This is a genomic window from Gallibacterium genomosp. 2, assembly GCF_000771895.1.
Lineage (GTDB): Bacteria > Pseudomonadota > Gammaproteobacteria > Enterobacterales > Pasteurellaceae > Gallibacterium.
This window is the reverse complement of record NZ_JPXY01000017.1, coordinates 114,587-132,722: the sequence shown is the minus strand read 5'-3', so window position 1 is coordinate 132,722 and position 18,136 is coordinate 114,587. Positions and strand designations below refer to the sequence as shown.

Here is an 18,136-nt window from a genome sequence, read left to right as displayed (position 1 = left end):
GATTTGTCCTATACCAGATATATTTAATGACAAAAAACATCCTCGACAGCGATTGCATTTGGTGGTATCTCGGGTAAAAGAGAACTTTAATTCTTAAACTATTTTTAGGTGATCTATGAAAACTTTCAAAACATCTTTCATTTTACTTACTACAGGATTATTACTTTCTTGTGCTGATATCTATTATGCTAGGAATCCTGATGCAGTTTTTGATTGGATTAAATTTATTGATAATAAAGGAAATGTGCAAGAAGCAACTTTTTTTAAAACTGTAACAACTAAAAAAGAAGATTCAAAGGGTTCAATTAATATAAAGACTACATTTAGTGGTGTTACTTCTCATAGAGAACTGGCAGATTTGTATTTACTTGATGCATATGATGAAAATATTTACTTAGGAATTGTGAATAAATCTGGAGATAGATATTTTTCACCATATAGTAAAGATGATATATTAAACCTAAAAGCAGAGCGTTATTTTGATTTATATGAAATTGGAAAGGGGAGAATCTCTCAAACTACTTATTTTTCCAAGAATAAATTATGTCAAGATTTTATATCTAAAAATGGTATATTGCTGAATATCGCATCTAATTACTATGATTTAAGAAATGAAAATACTTTTTATACTTTATTTATAAAAGCAAAATTGAATAATAAGAAAATACTTGATAAAGTCGATTATTCTTATGAGATTACAGCTAATACTGCACAGCAAAAAGAGAAAATAAAAAGAGCTATTACAGATCAAGAAGTTGAGAAACTAGTTTTAGTAAATCTCTCTGAAAAAGCTGGTTTCTTAGACCATTTTATTTGTACAAAATAATTCAAATTTTACTGAATTAATACTTAGTTAGATTTAGAGAAACAACATGACAAAAACCTTCCTCGCCGAGATCGGCACTGAAGAGCTACCACCGAAGGCTCTGAAAAAATTAGCGGTGGCATTTAAAGACAACGTAGAGCAAGAGCTCACTCAAGCAGGTTTGGCGTTTGATGCGGTTGAATGGTTTGCTAGCCCTCGCCGTTTAGCGGTGAAAGTGTTGGGGTTGGCGGAAGCACAACCGAGCAAAGAAGTGGAAAAACGTGGGCCTGCTGTTACAGCGGCGTTTGATGCGGAGGGCAAGCCAACCAAAGCAGCTGAGGGTTGGGCGAGAGGCTGCGGCATTAGTGTGGATCAAGCGGAGCGTTTGACTACGGACAAAGGCGAATGGCTGGTGCATCGTGCTGTGATTGAGGGGCAACCGACTAAAAATCTTCTGCTAGGCATTATCAGCAATGCCCTTGCGAAATTACCAATTCCAAAAACAATGCGTTGGGGTGATAAAAGCGAACAATTCGTCCGCCCTGTGCATACGGTAACGTTGCTGTTTGGTGATGAGCTAATCGAGGGCGACATTCTTGGCGTGGCGAGTGGCAGAACGATTCGTGGACACCGTTTCTTAGGCGAACAAGAATTGACCATTGAAAATGCCGAACAATATCCTGAAATTTTAGAGAAAAAAGGCAGCGTGATCGCTGATTTTGAACAACGTAAAACAATTATCCGCCAAGACGCTGAAAAAGCAGCAGCAAAAATCGGTGGCGTTGCAGATATTGAGGATGATTTGCTTGACGAAGTAACCTCATTAGTTGAGTTCCCAGTGGTGATGACTGCAAAATTTGAGGAGCGTTTTTTAGCTGTGCCAGCGGAAGCTTTAGTTTATACAATGAAAGGTGATCAGAAATATTTCCCTATTTATGATCAAAACGGTAAGTTATTACCTAATTTTATTTTCGTTTCCAATATCAATCCGCAAGATCAATCTTCAGTTATCGAAGGAAATGAAAAAGTGGTGCGTCCACGTTTAACGGACGCAGAATTTTTCTTTAAAACCGATTTAAAACAGCGTTTAGAAGACAATCTTCCACGCCTTAAAACCGTATTATTCCAACAACAACTCGGTACATTATTTGATAAAACTGAGCGTATCGAAAAACTCAGTGGTGAAATTGCTGCACAAATTGGCGCAGATGTTGCAAAAGCGGAACGTGCCGGTTTGTTGTCTAAATGCGATTTAATGACCAATATGGTGTTTGAATTTACTGATACACAAGGCGTAATGGGAATGCACTATGCTCGCCACGACGGGGAAGATGAAGAAGTCGCGGTAGCGTTGAATGAGCAATATATGCCGCGTTTCGCCGGTGATGAGCTTCCACATTCTCTTGTGGCTTGTGCAGTGGCATTGGCGGATAAATTAGACACATTGACCGGGATTTTTGGCATTGGTCAGCACCCGAAAGGGGATAAAGATCCGTTTGCTTTACGCCGTGCAGCGTTGGGTGTGTTGCGGATTATTGTTGAGAAAAAATTACCACTTGATTTGGTTGATTTGGCACAGAAAGCAACCGCATTATATGGTGATAAATTAAGCAATGCTAATGTGGTTGAAGAAGTGGTTGATTTTGTACTTGGTCGTTTCCGTGCTTGGTATCAAGAAGAAGGTATTTCGGTAGATGTGATTCAGGCAGTATTGGCTTGTCGTCCGACTAAACCAGCAGATTTTGATGCACGAGTTAAAGCTGTTAATCATTTTCGTACTTTAGATGCAGCTCAGGCACTAGCTGCAGCAAATAAACGTGTACAAAATATCCTTTCCAAAGTTGATGGCGTGTTGCCAGAAAATATTGATCTCTCATTGTGCTGTGAACCTCAAGAGATCAATTTAGCAGAACGTGTATTGGAATTGCAACGTGAGTTGCAACCATTATTTGAAAAAGGCGATTATCAAACTGTATTGAGCCGTTTGGCCGATTTGCGAGAAAGCGTTGATAGTTTCTTTGATAATGTGATGGTAAATGCTGAAGATGAAAAACTTCGTCAAAATCGTTTAGCCTTATTGAAAAACTTGCGTGATCTGTTCTTTAAAATTGCAGATATTTCGTTATTACAATAACGTTAATTGAATTTGAAAAATTTAGAGGAAGGACCGAATAGTGAATGAATATTCGGTCTTTTTTGTTTTTGTTATTTCATACTAAGAAAGTCCGCCGCTGTATTAATATAATTTTGTGCGGAAATTCGTAAGAATTTGCTTTCTTCTTCAGTTAATGGACGAATCATTTTGACAGGAGAGCCAAGATAGAGATAACCGCTAGTTAGGTGCTTTCGCGGTGGGACTAAACTACCGGCGCCAATGATAACGTCATCTTCAATGACAGCATCATCTAAAATAATGCTACCCATTCCGACTAAAACTCGATTTCCTATAGTACAACCGTGTAAAGTAACACTATGACCGACAGTAACATCTTCTCCGATTTTCAAAGGAGAACCCTTAGGATGTTCTGTAGTGGATCGAGTAGTATGCAGTACACAGAGATCCTGTATATTGCTGCGTGCGCCAATGCGAATATCATTCACATCACCACGCAAGACAGCTCCAGGCCAAACGGAAACGCTATCATCAAGCCAAACTTTACCAATAACGGTAGCCGCTTCATCGACATAAACATCTTTGCCTAATTGTGGTGTGAAAGATAAGTAATTTCGGATTGCCATAGTTGATTGCCTCTAGATGGAAAAGAAATGGTCAGCGAATGCTGACCACGGGAAATTAAGGATTACGTTTAAATTTGCTGAAGTCTGGTTGACGTTTTTCATTAAAGGCATTTCTGCCTTCTTGTCCCTCTTCGGTCATATAGAACAGCATTGTGGCATTGCCTGCCAATTCCTGCAAGCCGGCTTGACCGTCACAATCTGCATTTAATGCCGCTTTCAAACAACGTAATGCAATAGGGCTGTTTTGCAACATTTCACGACACCAACGCACAGTCTCTTTTTCTAAATCGGCATAAGGGATGACGGTGTTGACTAACCCCATATCCAGAGCCTCTTTTGCATTATATTGACGGCATAAGAACCAGATTTCACGAGCTTTTTTCTGACCAACAATGCGAGCCATATAAGAAGCACCCCAGCCACCATCAAAAGAACCGACGCGAGGACCGGTTTGACCAAAAATAGCATTATCGGCTGCGATGGTTAGATCGCACATCATATGTAGAACGTGACCGCCGCCAATCGCATAACCTGCTACCATTGCCACTACCGGTTTCGGGCAAGTGCGAATATCGCGTTGGAAATCAAGCACATTCAAATGATGAACGCCCTGATCATCTTTATAACCACCGTAATCACCACGCACTTTTTGATCACCGCCGGAGCAGAAGGCTTTCTCACCTTGACCGGTTAAAACAATAACGCCGATTTTTTCATCAAAACGAGCGTCAGAAAAGGCTTTAATCATCTCTTTTACGGTTTGTGGGCGGAAAGCATTACGTACTTCAGGGCGATTAATTGTAATTTTAGCAATACCATCTTTTGATTTGTGATACAAAATATCGCTATAACCTTCGCTACAATTTTGCCATTCAACAGGAGCGTATAAAAAGTCTTCACTTGGATATAACATAAAATTTCCTTTTTTATTGATTGAATAGGGTGATTAAACACTCGGCAAATGCTGCCGGTTGATGAATATGCGCATTATGCCCAACTTTAGCAATTAATGTTAGGTTTAATTGATGTTTTTCAGCCAACAGTTTAAATTTTTTATCATTTTCTCCACAAATATAGTGAAATTTTTGTGGCTGAGTTTGAATTTGTTGCCAAAGATTAGGTTGTTTGGCTAATGAGGTTGCATTTAACATTTTTGCCAAATCGCTACCGTTATTATGTTTGCGAATTGCAATTAATTGTTGGCGTTGCAAAGCCGTTAAATCCGAAAAAACTGCTTGTTGATACCAATCTTTAAGCACTGTTTCAATATTTTCTGATGCAAATCGTGTTGCCCACTTTATGTCATTTTGCCAACGTTGTTGTTTTTCCTGTTCGGTATCTAAACCTAAATTTGCTCCTTCTAGAAAGACTTGTTGCAAATGATGATGTGCAAATTGTGTTTGTGTAGCAAAGTAGGCAGCTAAACGACCACCTAACGAGTAGCCGATTAAATGATAAGGTTGATTTCCGATTAAGTGATGAATTTTATTGGATAACCATTCGGAGCATTGGTCAAAATCTGCCATATTTTGCCTATTTTGACCGTGTGAAGGTAAATCTAAACAGTAACAATGATAATAGGGTAGATACTTAATAACATTTTCCCAATCTTTACTGCTGCCAAGAAATCCGTGCAAAAAAATTAAGTTTTGTAACATTATTTGCTATCCAGCCAGCGTTGTAAACTTGCTACGTGTTGTTGCCAAGACTTTAATTGTTCAATACGATTAGCAAGACATATTTGCCAATCACTATTATCTCCGTCTTGAATTGCTTTACAAACTTGTTGTAGCTGTTTTAATCCGACCGAAGCGGCAGCTCCTTTCATTTTGTGTGCTGTTTCAGTAAGCTGTAATTTCTTCTGCGGATCACTCAAATAGCGTTGATACTCTTGCATAAGTTGCTGTAGATATTCTGGCATTGTTGCGACAAAAAGTTTTAAATTATTTTGAATTGCTTGTTTGCCAAGAATTTCATAAAGCTCATCAAGAATGGACAAATCAAGTTGAGGCCACTGTTTATCCTGTACAGAAGGTATAGTTTCCATTTCGTGAGAGTTTTCCTGTTTTTCTTTGTCGCTGGAATTTTCTGGTTGTAGATTAAATAGTTGCAATAAACATTTATTTAAAGCATCGAGTGACAACGGTTTTTGTAACACATCATCCATTCCGTGTTTCAGATAATCTTGTTTATTGGAAACGACATTTGCTGTTAATGCGACCAGAGGCGGTAAATAATCGAATTTTTCATCTTCATATTGCTGATGTAGATAATCTGCAATTTCAAATCCTGTCATATCAGGTAGATGAATATCAAGGAAAACTAGATCATATTGATTATTTTCAATTTTATGAATTGCCTCTTTACCGTTCATTGCAATGTCTACTTGATAACCCAGTTTTTCTAAAACAGATTTAGCAACAATAATGTTGATTTCGATATCTTCAACCAGTAATACCGATAAATTTTGCAGTTCTGGAGTAGAGGAGATTTTCGGCAATTTATGTGCTTGTTCTGCTTTAAATGTGAATGTGAAGGTTGAACCTTTGCCCAGTTCGCTAACAACAGTGAGATCACCGTTCATTAATTTAGCAATACGTTTGGAAATCGATAGACCGATACCGCTGCCAAGTGCTTTTTGATTAGCGGTACGAACTTGATAATACATTGCAAAGATCTTCTTCAATTCGGATTGAGGAATACCGATGCCGGTATCAGTTAGCGCAAAGCTATAAGTATTTTGATCCAAACGTGAAAATCGTAATGTCAGACCGCCGGAAGGCGTAAATTTCACAGCATTATTAATTAAATTCCATAGAATTTGTGAAATACGAGCATAATCTAACAACAATAAATTTGGCAAATTTTGATCATATTCAAGCTTAAAACTGAGATTTTTTTGATTGGTCATAAAAGTTGCAAAATTATTAATATCGCTCAATAAATGCATTACGTTGGTTTCTTTCTTATAAAGTTGAATTCGACGAGTATCTAATTTTTCTAAATCAATGATATCGCTAAAAATATGCCCGAGTGAAACAGCACTCACATTAATAGTATGTAGATAATTACGCTGCTCCTCATTTAATTGGCTATCTAACAGAATTCTACTCAAACCTATTATACCGTTAAGAGGGGTGCGCAATTCGTGGCTAATAGTTGCCATTAGTGTGGACTTATCACGGCTCGCTTTTTCAATGGTTTCCTGATAACGTTTATGTTCTGTAATATCTCGCCCAAAACCCAATAAACAGTGCTGTTTATTAATGCGATCATAATAAGGTACTTTGCGGATTTCAAAACAGGCCAGTTTGCCATTAGGATATTTAAACCACTGCTCGTAAGTCATTCCATAATTATTATCCAAGACAGCTCGATCAGTTGCTCGTACATATTTTGCAATATCAACAGAAAATGTTTGTTCGATCTCTAAGGTTTTTAATTCTGCCTCACTTTTTCCTGTCAATAACTCCATTGCACGGTTACATTCTAATAATTGCCCATTTTCCGCACGAGAAAAAACTAAATCAGGAGAGGCATCAATAAAAGAACGTAAGAAATCTGCTTTTTGTTGTAGTGCAATTTGGGCTTTATTTTTAGCACTAATTTCTTGTTCCAACAAAGTTAAAGTATTAGATAATTCTAAATTTGATTCGTGCAAATGTTGGCGTGACAGCTCTAGTTTTTCCACAATCACATTAAAAAAATAGATCACAAAAGGTGCTGAAATTAGGCCGAATGTAATAGAACGAATGATATCCATCCAATCTATAGTGCCAATGATGAAGATGCTTAAGAGAATTTGCGTACAAAGTGCAAATACCGCTAGGATAGTAATCCCTAAAATTGAAAAACGTAAACGCCCAAGCCGAATAACCCAATCAATATATTTTTGTAGTGAATGACGAATATCAACCATATTTTTAACCTTTATCTGAAAAATAAGAAAAAAGGATAAATATCAAATAATTATCCTTTTTTATTCACTCTTATCTGAACAATTGACGTTGACGAGAAAAAGGGTGGCGTTTGAATTGAGATAATGCCACGATTAGCCAAATAACAATATAGATAACAAATATAGCAATTAACCATTGTGGCATTGTATAGCCAAGGAATTTCCAAGTGATATCACTACAGGAGCCACTTGCCTGAAAAATATGTGGAAACCACTGATCTAACGGCAATGTATGTGGGAAATCAGGTTTGAATTCGCACTGTTTCCAAGGTGCGGGATTGAATTGATAATCGACGTGTTCGATAGCGATCATCAATCCTTTAACTGCCCCCCATAAACCGACAGCAATACCGAGAAGTCGACAAACCAATACAGACGGATAAATGGCACCAATTAATGCACCTATAATAATTGCAAATAATGCAACGCGTTCATAAATACACATTACACAAGGATGTAACCCCAGACCGTACTGAAAATAGAGTGCCGCCCCCTCTAGTGCGACACCTGATAACGCCATAATAAACCAAGCTGTGCGAGTTAAAGACCAAGATTTAAAGAGTACGAACATTATTTATCCTTCTAGTGAACCGGTGGAATATGCGATACTGGGATTAAACCCCATTGTGTAAATAATGAAGCAAGTTCCGGTAAGAAAAATTCTACACCAATAAGACCAACGATAGATAACACAATGGTATAAGGTAACGCCATAATCACCATTCTACCATAAGATAAACGAATTAATGGGGCAAATGATGAAGTTAATAAGAATAAGAATGCAGCTTGACCGTTTGGTGTTGCCACTGAAGGTAAGTTAGTTCCGGTATTGATTGCAACAGCAATAGACTCAAATTGTGTTAATGAAATTTTGCCGGCTTCTAAAGCTGCTTTTGCTTCATTAATATAGACAGTGCCGACGAATACATTATCTGAAATAGACGAAAGCAGACCATTGAAGATATAGAACAACATAAGTTGTGAGCTTTCACTAGCACTTAATACGAATTGAATGATGCCACCGAAAAGATGTTGATCGATAATGACGGCAACAACTGTGAAAAATACCACTAACAAAGCAGTAAACGGTAATGACTCTTGGAACGCGCGCCCAATAGTATGTTCATCGGTAACTCCGCAAAGAGAGGTCGCTAAAATAATAATGGTTAAACCAATTAATCCAACGGCTGCAAGGTGAAATGCTAAACCGATAATTAGCCAAACAGCAATAATTGCTTGAACGATTAATTTCAGACGATCATTATTGGTCATTTTTTCGCTTTGACTACGATCTAAAATTGCTAACACTAACCAGACACGACGTGGCAAATGTGCGCCATAGCCGAATAATTTAAATTTCTCTAATGCAAGGCAGGTTAATAAACCACAAAGAAGAACTGGAAGGGTAACTGGAGCCATACGGAAGAAGAATTCACTAAAATTCCAGCCAGCTTGTTCAGCAATAATTAAATTCTGTGGTTCGCCTACCATTGTCATTACACCACCTAAAGCCGTACCGACACTAGCGTGCATCATTAAACTACGTAAAAATGCACGAAACTCTTCCAATGTATTTTTTGCGTTGGTGATTTTATCGTCATTGGTAATATCGGTGGAATCATCAAACTTATTACCGGAAGCGACTTTGTGATAAACCCCATAGAACCCCATACAGACGCTGATAACTACGGCGACAACGGTAAGTGCATCAAGAAAAGCGGATAAAAATGCGGAACTCATACAGAAAGCTAAGGAAAGAACAAGTTTGGAGCGAATAGCAAGAAGAAGTTTAGTAAATAGAAACAGTAACAATTGTTTCATAAAATAAATACCGGCAACCATAAACATCAATAACATAATAACTTCAAAGTTAGCCATAATTTCGTGCTTAATATGTTCCGGTGTAGTCATTCCTATAATTACGGCCTCTAATGCTAGTAAACCACCTGGTTGTAAGGGATAACATTTTAATGCCATTGCGAGCGTAAAGATAAACTCAGCAACTAAGATCCAACCTGCGGTAAAAGGATCAATGTAAAAAACAATCGGATTTATCAATAAAAAACCGATAATAAGTAATTTATACCAATTTGGGCTTTTCCCTAAAAAGTTTTGCATACCAGCTTGCAAATACGCCATAACGTCATCTCCATAGACTGTAAGTTTTTTTGATCAAAGAATATTGAATTTTTTCAATGTACAACGAGCAAGATTGTAATACAATCTTGCAAGTTCATTCATCCGATATTCATTTTATTTGTGAAGGATCAAAAATTTTCACTATTTCATCTCTTTTAAGTATAGAGCTGTTATAAAAACGTTGGAAAATAGACTGATGTAAAAGATATGAAAACAGACGAAGGAATAATTAATGGTAACACAGAACGATATCATCAAAGCACAAAGTCCTGCCGGTTTGGCGGAAGAGTATATCATTCGTAGTATTTGGAATAACCATTTTCCACCGGGAACTGACTTACCGGCAGAAAGAGAACTGGCAGATAAAATTGGAGTAACCAGAACAACGTTGCGTGAGGTTTTACAACGTTTAGCGAGAGATGGTTGGTTAAGTATTCAACATGGTAAACCAACGAGAGTAAATAATATTTGGGAAACTTCAGGATTGAATATTCTAGAAGCTTTGATTAAGCTGGACGGTACACGTGTGCCGACAATTATTGCTAATATTTTGTCGGCAAGGACTAATATCTCCGCTATTTATATCTGTAAGGCATTCCGAATTGCTAAAGAAGAATCTTTGGAAGTGTTTAAACCGTTAGCAGCATTAAAAGATAATGCTGAAGACTATACAACGTTTGATTATGAATTATTTAGAAAATTAGCATTTGCATCAAAAAATCCAGTATATGGGCTGATTTTAAATAGTTTAAAGAGTTTATATGAGCGAGTCGGACGTTTCTATTTTTCCAATCCAACAGGGCGAGCGTTAGCATTAAAATTTTACCATCAGTTGCATAAAATTTGCCAAAGCGGTGAATTGGAGCAGGTTCGTCCTTGTATTAGACAATATGGTATTGAAAGTGGTCTTATTTGGTCATCAATGCAGCAACATTTACCGGAAGACTTTAATGAATAAAATTTGATGTAGATCACAAAAAAGTGATGTGTTATCTTTCATCCGAGGGCTAGCGGATTTTCGTTAAAAACAAGTTTGTGTTATAATTTGCCCAGCTTGAACACGGGATATTGGTAATGTTACTAGTCCGTGTTTAAATTCAATTTTGTTTAACATTAAATATAGGTAAAAATACTATGGCAATTAAAATTGGTATTAATGGTTTTGGTCGTATCGGTCGTATCGTTTTCCGTGCTGCACAACATCGTGATGATATCGAAGTTGTTGGTATCAACGACTTAATCGATGTTGATTATATGGCTTATATGTTGAAATATGATTCAACTCACGGTCGTTTTGATGGTACAGTTGAAGTTAAAGACGGTCATTTAGTAGTAAACGGTAAAACTATTCGCGTTACTGCAGAACGTGATCCTGCTAACTTAAAATGGAACGAAATCGGTGTTGATGTTGTTGTTGAAGCAACAGGCTTATTTTTAACAGACGAAACAGCACGTAAACATATCACCGCTGGTGCGAAGAAAGTTGTTATGACTGGTCCTTCAAAAGACAGCACTCCAATGTTTGTAAATGGTGTTAACTTCGATAGCTATGCAGGTCAAGATATCGTTTCAAATGCATCTTGTACAACAAACTGCTTGGCACCAATTGCTAAAGTATTAAATGACAAATGGGGTATCAAAGACGGTTTAATGACTACCGTTCACGCAACTACAGCAACTCAAAAAACTGTTGATGGCCCATCTGCGAAAGATTGGCGTGGTGGTCGTGGTGCAGCTCAAAACATCATCCCATCTTCAACCGGTGCGGCAAAAGCTGTAGGTAAAGTAATTCCTGCATTAAACGGTAAATTAACCGGTATGGCATTCCGTGTTCCTACTCCAAACGTATCTGTTGTTGACTTAACAGTAAACTTAGAAAAACCTGCAACTTATGCAGAAATCTGTGCAGAAATGAAACGTGCTTCTGAAGAAGAATTAAAAGGCGTTTTAGGTTATACAGAAGATGATGTTGTTTCAACAGACTTCAACGGCTGTGCATTAACTTCTATCTTCGATGCGAAAGCAGGTATCCAATTAACAGATACTTACGTTAAAGTTGTTTCTTGGTATGACAACGAAACAGGTTACTCTAACAAAGTTCTTGATTTAGTAGCTCATATCTCTAAATAATTAGATTCCATATATATTCCTCAACAATTAAAAACCGCCAAATGGCGGTTTTTTTATGCCTGTTATTTTGTTTAATTGAAAAGTGATAGAGTCTAAATATTAATAGTTTGGTGAAAAATTAAATTAGAGAAATAAATGCAGAATAAGAATATAAAAAATCAGCCGACTTTTATATAGCAGGCTGATCTAATTTATAAAAACGACTATTTCTCGATAGCACCTTGAATAGTAATATCAATTTCTAGTGAAATTATTTTGTGTAAAATAGAAAGTAACTGATCCAATTTCTCATTATTAACATTGCCCTCTGTATCAAAATATCCGTTCTGTTTTAATCCATTAATAAAAGCAGAAAATACTGCTTTATCAAAGAATTCAGGAGCATTGATACCGTGTAGTACAGATAAACGTTGAGCAATGGATTGACTCTCTTTTTCTAATTCTGTTCTAGTTTTATTTGGCTCAGCTTTAAGCAGGCTTAATGTAATAAAGTAACGTTGTAAAATTTCACGTACACCAGCGGCTAGAAGCTGCAATGAACGCCCACGTTTTTTATTAATAGTCAAAATATTTTCGTGGCGTTTTAATATTTCTTGTCGGCATAATTCATCAATAATCGATAATAAATATTTCTGCAATCTCTCTTCAGGAATATTTAAGAATAGTTCATTTGCCAAGAATGGATAGAATTTTTTTACTGCCTCTAAGACAAGATTTAATTCTATCGCTTCGTGATGTAATACTAAGCTGGCAATAAATGAAGGCAACACAAATAAATGTTGAATATTATTACGGTAATATGTCATCAAAACTGCGGAGTTGCGTTCTAGTCTAACTATTTCACCGAAATTATCTTTTTCGATTAAAATGCCGACACGATCTAAATTTAAAACGTGTTGTAATATGCTTTCACCGTTTTCGTTAGGCAAAATAATATCATCATCGTAACAGGTATTGCGTAATAATTGTAAGCAGGAATCAATCTGTTCAATTAATAACTCTTTGGATAACGCACGTTGACGTGAAGAAAGTAAGATTGAAACCGTTAAATTCATCGCATTTACAGCAGCTGCACGATTAATATTCACCATCACTTGATTGGAAACACGGGAAACTGCTTCATTAAACCACTCCGGGCGATTTTTATCATCTGCGCTATGATTACGCCAATCCGGATAGTGCTGATTTAAATAATTGTTGAGCGTAATCGGCTCGGCAAAATTCACATAACCTTTACCGAGATTGCGTAATTTCTTGATAACGCGTAGTACCAATCCGGCGTTTTCTTTTTCTTTTGCCGCACCGCGAAGTTCTTTGGCGTAAGTATCAACTTCGAGTACGTGCTCATAACCGATATAAACCGGTACGATTGTGATTGGTCGTGTTTGTTGTCCACTTTGCAATGCTTGTAATGTCATTGACATCATCCCAGTTTTGGGGGCTAATAAACGTCCGGTACGAGAACGCCCACCTTCAATAAAAAACTCAACGGAATAACCACGATGGAACAATTCTGCCAAATATTCTCTAAAAATAGTGGAATAAAGACGATTGCCTTTGAACGTTCGACGAATAAAAAATGCACCCCAGCTACGGAATATTGAACCGACAGGCCAGAAATTTAAATTAATGCCGGCAGCGATATGCGGTGGTACTAAACCTTGATGATAGAGTACATAGGAGAGTAATAAATAGTCTATATGGCTACGATGGCAAGGGACATAAACAATTTCGTGTCCTTCTAAAGCCAGTTTTCGTACACGATCTGCGTGTTCAACATTAATTCCTTGATAAAGGCGATTCCATAACCAACGCAAGAAACGATCAGCCACACGTAAACTGCTGTAATTAAAGTTGGCAGCGATTTCCTGTAGAATTTTTTCAGCTTCCTGACGAGCTTTCTCGGGTGAAATTTTCTTATTTTCTGCTTCGTCTGCAATTGCCTTTATAATCTTTTCATTGCTTAGTAATTTAGCAAACATAGCGGAACGATTTAGTAAACGTGGACCGGTAGCAGAAATACGTTGTTTTGAGAAGTGGATACGAGCAACCCGAGCCAACTTTTGCGCCATTTTTTGATCGGAGCCGAAATTATTCACCATATAACGTAAAGAAACCGCTTGTGAAAAACGCACAAAATTATCACGCCCGAACCATAAAATAGTTGCGAATTTTTCAATACCGTTGAGCAAACGCAATTTCGGTAAACCGGATTTATCTTCATAGCCGGGTGAGCGCCCCCATAACACAGAAACCGGAATTAACTGTACGTCAAGATCAGCTAAATTGCGGTGCTGTTCTAGATATTGAGAAAAAATTTGTTCTGTTTCTTTTTTTACTGTTTTTGATTTAAAGAAGCGACGACCTTCATCAAGGAAAACATAACGAGGTAATTGTTTTCCATTAATTTCATTCATCTCCAATGGATCAGGCAAACCTAAAGAAAGACAGTTTTTCTGAAAAATAAGTAAGTCAGTTTGAGAAGTATAGGGAAGCACATAAATTAGTGGTTCATTAATATTGAGATGTAGTTCTTCGATTGGATTATTGGGGATTGAATTACTCTTGACCAAAATAGATAGCGGCAAGCTTAATAATTTTCGATAAAAATTAAGAAAAAAAGCCATTTGAATTCCTTTATTTTGATTTTTAATAAAAAACGGCGTAAGTGTAGCATAAATTTATTATTAAAAGTGAGCGTCAGATCAAGCAATGCATAAAAGAACGGTGCTTGATAAATTACTTTGCAATCAGAGAGAGGCTGTATATAATGACAGGTAATACTGTATAAAAGCACAGAGAATGAGATTATGGCGATAAAAAGTAATAAAGCACTGACAGCACGTCAACAACAGGTTTTTGATTTTGTAAAACAGCATTTAGAACAAACAGGAATGCCACCGACTCGTGCGGAAATAGCCAAGCAGCTTGGTTTCCGTTCTGCCAATGCAGCGGAAGAGCATTTAAAAGCTTTAGCCAGAAAAGGTGTTATTGAAATAGTATCTGGCACTTCACGTGGAATAAGATTAATTGGTGAGGTGGAATCGGCAAACGATGAACAGGAGGGGTTGCCATTGGTTGGGCGAGTGGCTGCCGGAGAGCCAATTTTGGCAGAAGAGCATATTGAAGCGATGTATCAGGTAGATGTGAATATGTTTAAGCCGAAAGCAGACTTTTTGTTGAAAGTGCAAGGAATGTCGATGAAAGATATTGGAATTTTAGACGGCGATTTATTAGCTGTACACAGCACAAAGGATGTGAGAAATGGGCAAGTGGTTGTTGCACGTATCGGTGAAAATGTAACGGTAAAACGCTTTGAACGTAAGGGGAATATGCTTTATCTACATCCGGAAAATAGCGAACTTTCTCCAATTGTAGTCGATCTCAGCCAAGAAAATGTAGAAATTGAGGGTATTGCAGTTGGTATTATTCGTAATAATGCTTGGATGTAGCTGTAAAAGAGTATTCGGGCGACAAAATTGTCGCCTTCTTCGTTAATTTCTCGTACTATAAAACAGTTTTTTATTTCAAAAATGTTAATATTTTGTGTTTTGTTCATTGAATAAATTTTCAGAAAACAAAATCTTTCCTATTTTTTATTCTGTTTAAATCTTGTTCTAACAACAGTTTCTTTGTATACCTCATAATTGTTGTCCAGCTACATAACTTTTTTGAGGTAGATCACGAAACTGACTTTTTTTATTAAAAATCTGTAAAAAAATAATTACCTACCGACCAAATAATGGCACAATAATGGCACTTTTTACTTCTATTCTAAATAACGTAACCTTGGAGGATATCGTGCAGACTGTTAATGTCGATATTGCAATTGTTGGTGCCGGTGGTGGTGGCTTGCGTTCAGCAATCGCAGCCGCAGAAGCAAACCCTAACCTTAAAATTGCTCTAATTTCAAAAGTTTATCCAATGCGTAGTCATACTGTTGCTGCTGAAGGTGGTGCTGCGGCAGTTATTAAAGATGAAGACTCATATGATAAACATTTTCATGACACTGTTGCTGGTGGTGACTGGCTTTGTGAGCAGGATGTAGTGGAATATTTCGTAGAGCATTCTCCAATTGAAATGACACAGTTGGAACGTTGGGGATGCCCTTGGAGTCGTCGTCCGGATGGTGATGTGAACGTACGTCGTTTCGGTGGTATGAAAATCGAAAGAACTTGGTTCGCAGCCGATAAAACCGGTTTCCACTTACTTCACACTTTATTCCAAACTTCTATTCAATTCCCTCAAATTCAGCGTTTTGATGAGCATTTTGTGCTTGATATTCTTGTTGATGATGGTCACGCACGCGGTGTTGTTGCAATGAATATGATGGAAGGCACAATGGTTCAAATCAATGCCAATGCAGTCATTATCGCAACTGGTGGTGGTTGCCGTGCATTCCGCTTTAATACTAATGGCGGTATTGTAACAGGTGATGGTCTTTCTATGGCTTATCGTCACGGTGTGCCGTTACGTGATATGGAATTTGTTCAATATCATCCTACTGGATTACCTAATACCGGTATTTTGATGACTGAAGGTTGCCGTGGTGAAGGTGGTATCTTGGTCAATAAAGATGGCTATCGTTATTTGCAGGATTATGGCCTAGGTCCTGAAACCCCAATCGGAAAACCTCAAAATAAATATATGGAACTTGGTCCTCGTGATAAAGTTTCACAAGCATTCTGGCAAGAGTTGCAAAAAGGTAACACTTTGAAGACCGCAAAAGGCGTTGATGTGGTTCACCTTGATTTAAGACATCTTGGTGAAAAATACTTACACGAACGTCTACCGTTTATTTGTGAGTTAGCACAAGCATATGAAGGTGTTGATCCGGTTAAAGCGCCTATTCCTGTACGTCCAGTTGTTCACTATACAATGGGTGGTATTGAAGTTGATCCTCAATGTGAAACTCGTATTAAAGGTTTATTTGCTGTGGGTGAATGTGCTTCTTCTGGTTTGCACGGTGCTAACCGTTTAGGTTCTAACTCACTTGCTGAATTGCTTGTATTAGGACGTGTTGCTGGCGAACAAGCTGCTCAACGTGCGGTTGAAGCAAAACCAGCAAATCAATCTGTAATTGATGCGCAAGCACAGGATGTGATTAAACGTCTTGATGCCTTGTTAGATCAGGAAGGTACAGAATCTTGGTCTGCAATTCGTGATGAAATGGGCAACTCTATGGAAGAGGGTTGCGGTATTTATCGTACGCAAGACAGTATGCAAAAAACTGTAGATAAAATCCAAGAGTTGAAAGAACGTTATAAACGTATCCGTGTTGCTGACCGTTCAAGCGTATATAACACAGATGTGCTTTATACTATTGAATTAGGTTATATCCTTGATGTAGCACAATCTATCGCTTGTTCAGCACTTGATCGTAAAGAATCTCGTGGTGCTCACCAACGTTTAGACTATACAGAACGTGATGATGTGAATTACTTGAAACATACGCTTGCATTCTATAAAGAGGGTGGAGTGCCGACTATTGAATACAGCGATGTGAAGATTACTAAATCGCAACCAGCAAAACGTGTTTACGGTGCGGAAGCAGAAGCCGCAGAAAAAGCAGCAAAAGAAGGGGCAAAATAATGGCGAACGCATTACAAACAATGACGGTTGAAATTCTACGTTATAATCCGGAAGTAGATAACGAACCGCATTTAAAATCTTATCAGGTTCCATATGATAGCCAAACCTCATTACTTGATGCGTTGGGTTATATTAAAGATAAACTTGATCCGGATCTTTCTTATCGTTGGTCTTGTCGTATGGCGATCTGTGGTTCTTGTGGGATGATGGTAAATGGTCGTCCTAGCTTAGCGTGTAAGACTTTCTTGCGTGATTTTAGTGGTCATATGCGTATTGAACCATTAGCGAATTTCCCAATTGAACGCGATCTTGTTGTTGATTTGAGCCACTTTATCGAAAGCCTTGAATCAATTAAGCCATATATCATTGGCAACAAAGCTCCGGAGTTGAAGAATGTTCCACAACCTTCTTCAGAATTGGCGAAGTCAAGAACAAAACAAACTCCGGCAGAATTGGAAAAATATCGTACATTCTCAATGTGTATTAACTGTGGTTTATGCTATGCAGCGTGTCCGCAATTTGGCTTGAACCCTGAATTCGTTGGTCCGGGTGCAATTACATTGGCTCACCGTTATAACTTAGATAACCGTGACCACGGTAAAGAAGAACGTATGAAGATCCTTAATGGTAAAAATGGGGTTTGGAGTTGTACTTTCGTTGGTTATTGCTCAGAAGTGTGTCCAAAACACGTTGGCCCTGCTTCGGCGGTTAACCAAGGTAAAATTGAAAGTGCGAAAGACTACGTTTTTGCAATGTTAAAAATGCAAAAATAA

Annotated in this window: 14 protein-coding genes; 7 read left to right on the top strand and 7 right to left on the bottom strand. The window is 37.7% G+C overall.

The window, feature by feature from the left end:
* Nucleotides 1-115: 115 nt before the first annotated feature.
* Together P375_RS04260 and glyS are read left to right on the top strand one after the other, a co-directional pair.
* Nucleotides 116-826 carry a hypothetical protein gene (locus P375_RS04260; protein WP_039134733.1) on the top strand — a complete coding sequence of 237 codons (711 nt, stop codon included), beginning with the start codon at nucleotides 116-118 and terminating at the stop codon, nucleotides 824-826.
* Between the two features lie 46 nt (nucleotides 827-872).
* On the top strand, nucleotides 873-2,939 hold the full coding sequence (gene glyS / locus P375_RS04255) for a glycine--tRNA ligase subunit beta (RefSeq protein WP_039134730.1): 2,067 nt from the start codon (nucleotides 873-875) through the stop codon (nucleotides 2,937-2,939).
* A 71-nt stretch (nucleotides 2,940-3,010) separates the two neighbouring features.
* Here the strand turns inward: glyS and P375_RS04250 are convergent, their stop codons facing one another.
* The 6 genes from P375_RS04250 to nhaB form a co-directional block, all read right to left on the bottom strand.
* Complete coding sequence (locus P375_RS04250; RefSeq protein WP_039134727.1) at nucleotides 3,011-3,544, bottom strand: gamma carbonic anhydrase family protein; 534 nt, start codon at nucleotides 3,542-3,544, stop codon at nucleotides 3,011-3,013.
* Between the two features lie 55 nt (nucleotides 3,545-3,599).
* On the bottom strand, nucleotides 3,600-4,457 hold the full coding sequence (gene menB, locus P375_RS04245) for a 1,4-dihydroxy-2-naphthoyl-CoA synthase (RefSeq protein WP_039134723.1): 858 nt from the start codon (nucleotides 4,455-4,457) through the stop codon (nucleotides 3,600-3,602).
* Nucleotides 4,458-4,470: 13 nt separating this feature from the next.
* Entirely contained in the window at nucleotides 4,471-5,202 is a 732-nt protein-coding gene (menH, locus tag P375_RS04240) for a 2-succinyl-6-hydroxy-2,4-cyclohexadiene-1-carboxylate synthase (protein ID WP_039134720.1), read from the bottom strand.
* Entirely contained in the window at nucleotides 5,202-7,463 is a 2,262-nt protein-coding gene (locus P375_RS04235) for an ATP-binding protein (protein WP_039134717.1), read from the bottom strand. The genes menH and P375_RS04235 overlap by 1 nt, the downstream gene beginning before the upstream one ends.
* A gap of 70 nt (nucleotides 7,464-7,533) precedes the next feature.
* Nucleotides 7,534-8,073, bottom strand: a complete 540-nt coding sequence (gene dsbB, locus P375_RS04230) for a disulfide bond formation protein DsbB (protein WP_039134715.1) — start codon at nucleotides 8,071-8,073, stop codon at nucleotides 7,534-7,536.
* An 11-nt stretch (nucleotides 8,074-8,084) separates the two neighbouring features.
* The gene (nhaB, locus tag P375_RS04225; protein WP_039134713.1) at nucleotides 8,085-9,641 is read right to left on the bottom strand and encodes a Na(+)/H(+) antiporter NhaB; all 1,557 of its coding nucleotides are present in this window, start codon (nucleotides 9,639-9,641) and stop codon (nucleotides 8,085-8,087) included.
* Nucleotides 9,642-9,873: 232 nt separating this feature from the next.
* On the opposite strand from nhaB, the gene fadR reads away from it, so the two are divergent.
* Both fadR and gapA read left to right on the top strand, forming a co-directional pair.
* Nucleotides 9,874-10,599: a fatty acid metabolism transcriptional regulator FadR gene (gene fadR / locus P375_RS04220; protein ID WP_039134709.1), complete on the top strand. Its 726-nt coding sequence runs from the start codon at nucleotides 9,874-9,876 to the stop codon at nucleotides 10,597-10,599.
* 176 nt (nucleotides 10,600-10,775) lie between these two features.
* Nucleotides 10,776-11,771 (top strand): glyceraldehyde-3-phosphate dehydrogenase, encoded by a 996-nt coding sequence (gene gapA, locus P375_RS04215; protein ID WP_021461004.1) that lies wholly within the window; start codon nucleotides 10,776-10,778, stop codon nucleotides 11,769-11,771.
* A gap of 203 nt (nucleotides 11,772-11,974) precedes the next feature.
* On the opposite strand, the gene plsB is transcribed toward gapA, so the two are convergent.
* A complete protein-coding gene (gene plsB, locus P375_RS04210) occupies nucleotides 11,975-14,398 on the bottom strand; it encodes a glycerol-3-phosphate 1-O-acyltransferase PlsB (RefSeq protein WP_039134706.1) in 2,424 nt (807 codons plus the stop codon).
* Nucleotides 14,399-14,587: 189 nt separating this feature from the next.
* On the opposite strand from plsB, the gene lexA reads away from it, so the two are divergent.
* The 3 genes from lexA (at nucleotide 14,588) to P375_RS04195 (ending at nucleotide 18,136) form a co-directional block, all read left to right on the top strand.
* Nucleotides 14,588-15,223 carry a transcriptional repressor LexA gene (gene lexA / locus P375_RS04205; RefSeq protein ID WP_197494809.1) on the top strand — a complete coding sequence of 212 codons (636 nt, stop codon included), beginning with the start codon at nucleotides 14,588-14,590 and terminating at the stop codon, nucleotides 15,221-15,223.
* Between the two features lie 349 nt (nucleotides 15,224-15,572).
* Nucleotides 15,573-17,363, top strand: coding sequence for a fumarate reductase (quinol) flavoprotein subunit (gene frdA, locus P375_RS04200; RefSeq protein ID WP_039134758.1), 1,791 nt, complete (start codon nucleotides 15,573-15,575; stop codon nucleotides 17,361-17,363).
* Entirely contained in the window at nucleotides 17,363-18,136 is a 774-nt protein-coding gene (locus P375_RS04195) for a succinate dehydrogenase/fumarate reductase iron-sulfur subunit (protein WP_021461006.1), read from the top strand. The genes frdA and P375_RS04195 overlap by 1 nt, the downstream gene beginning before the upstream one ends.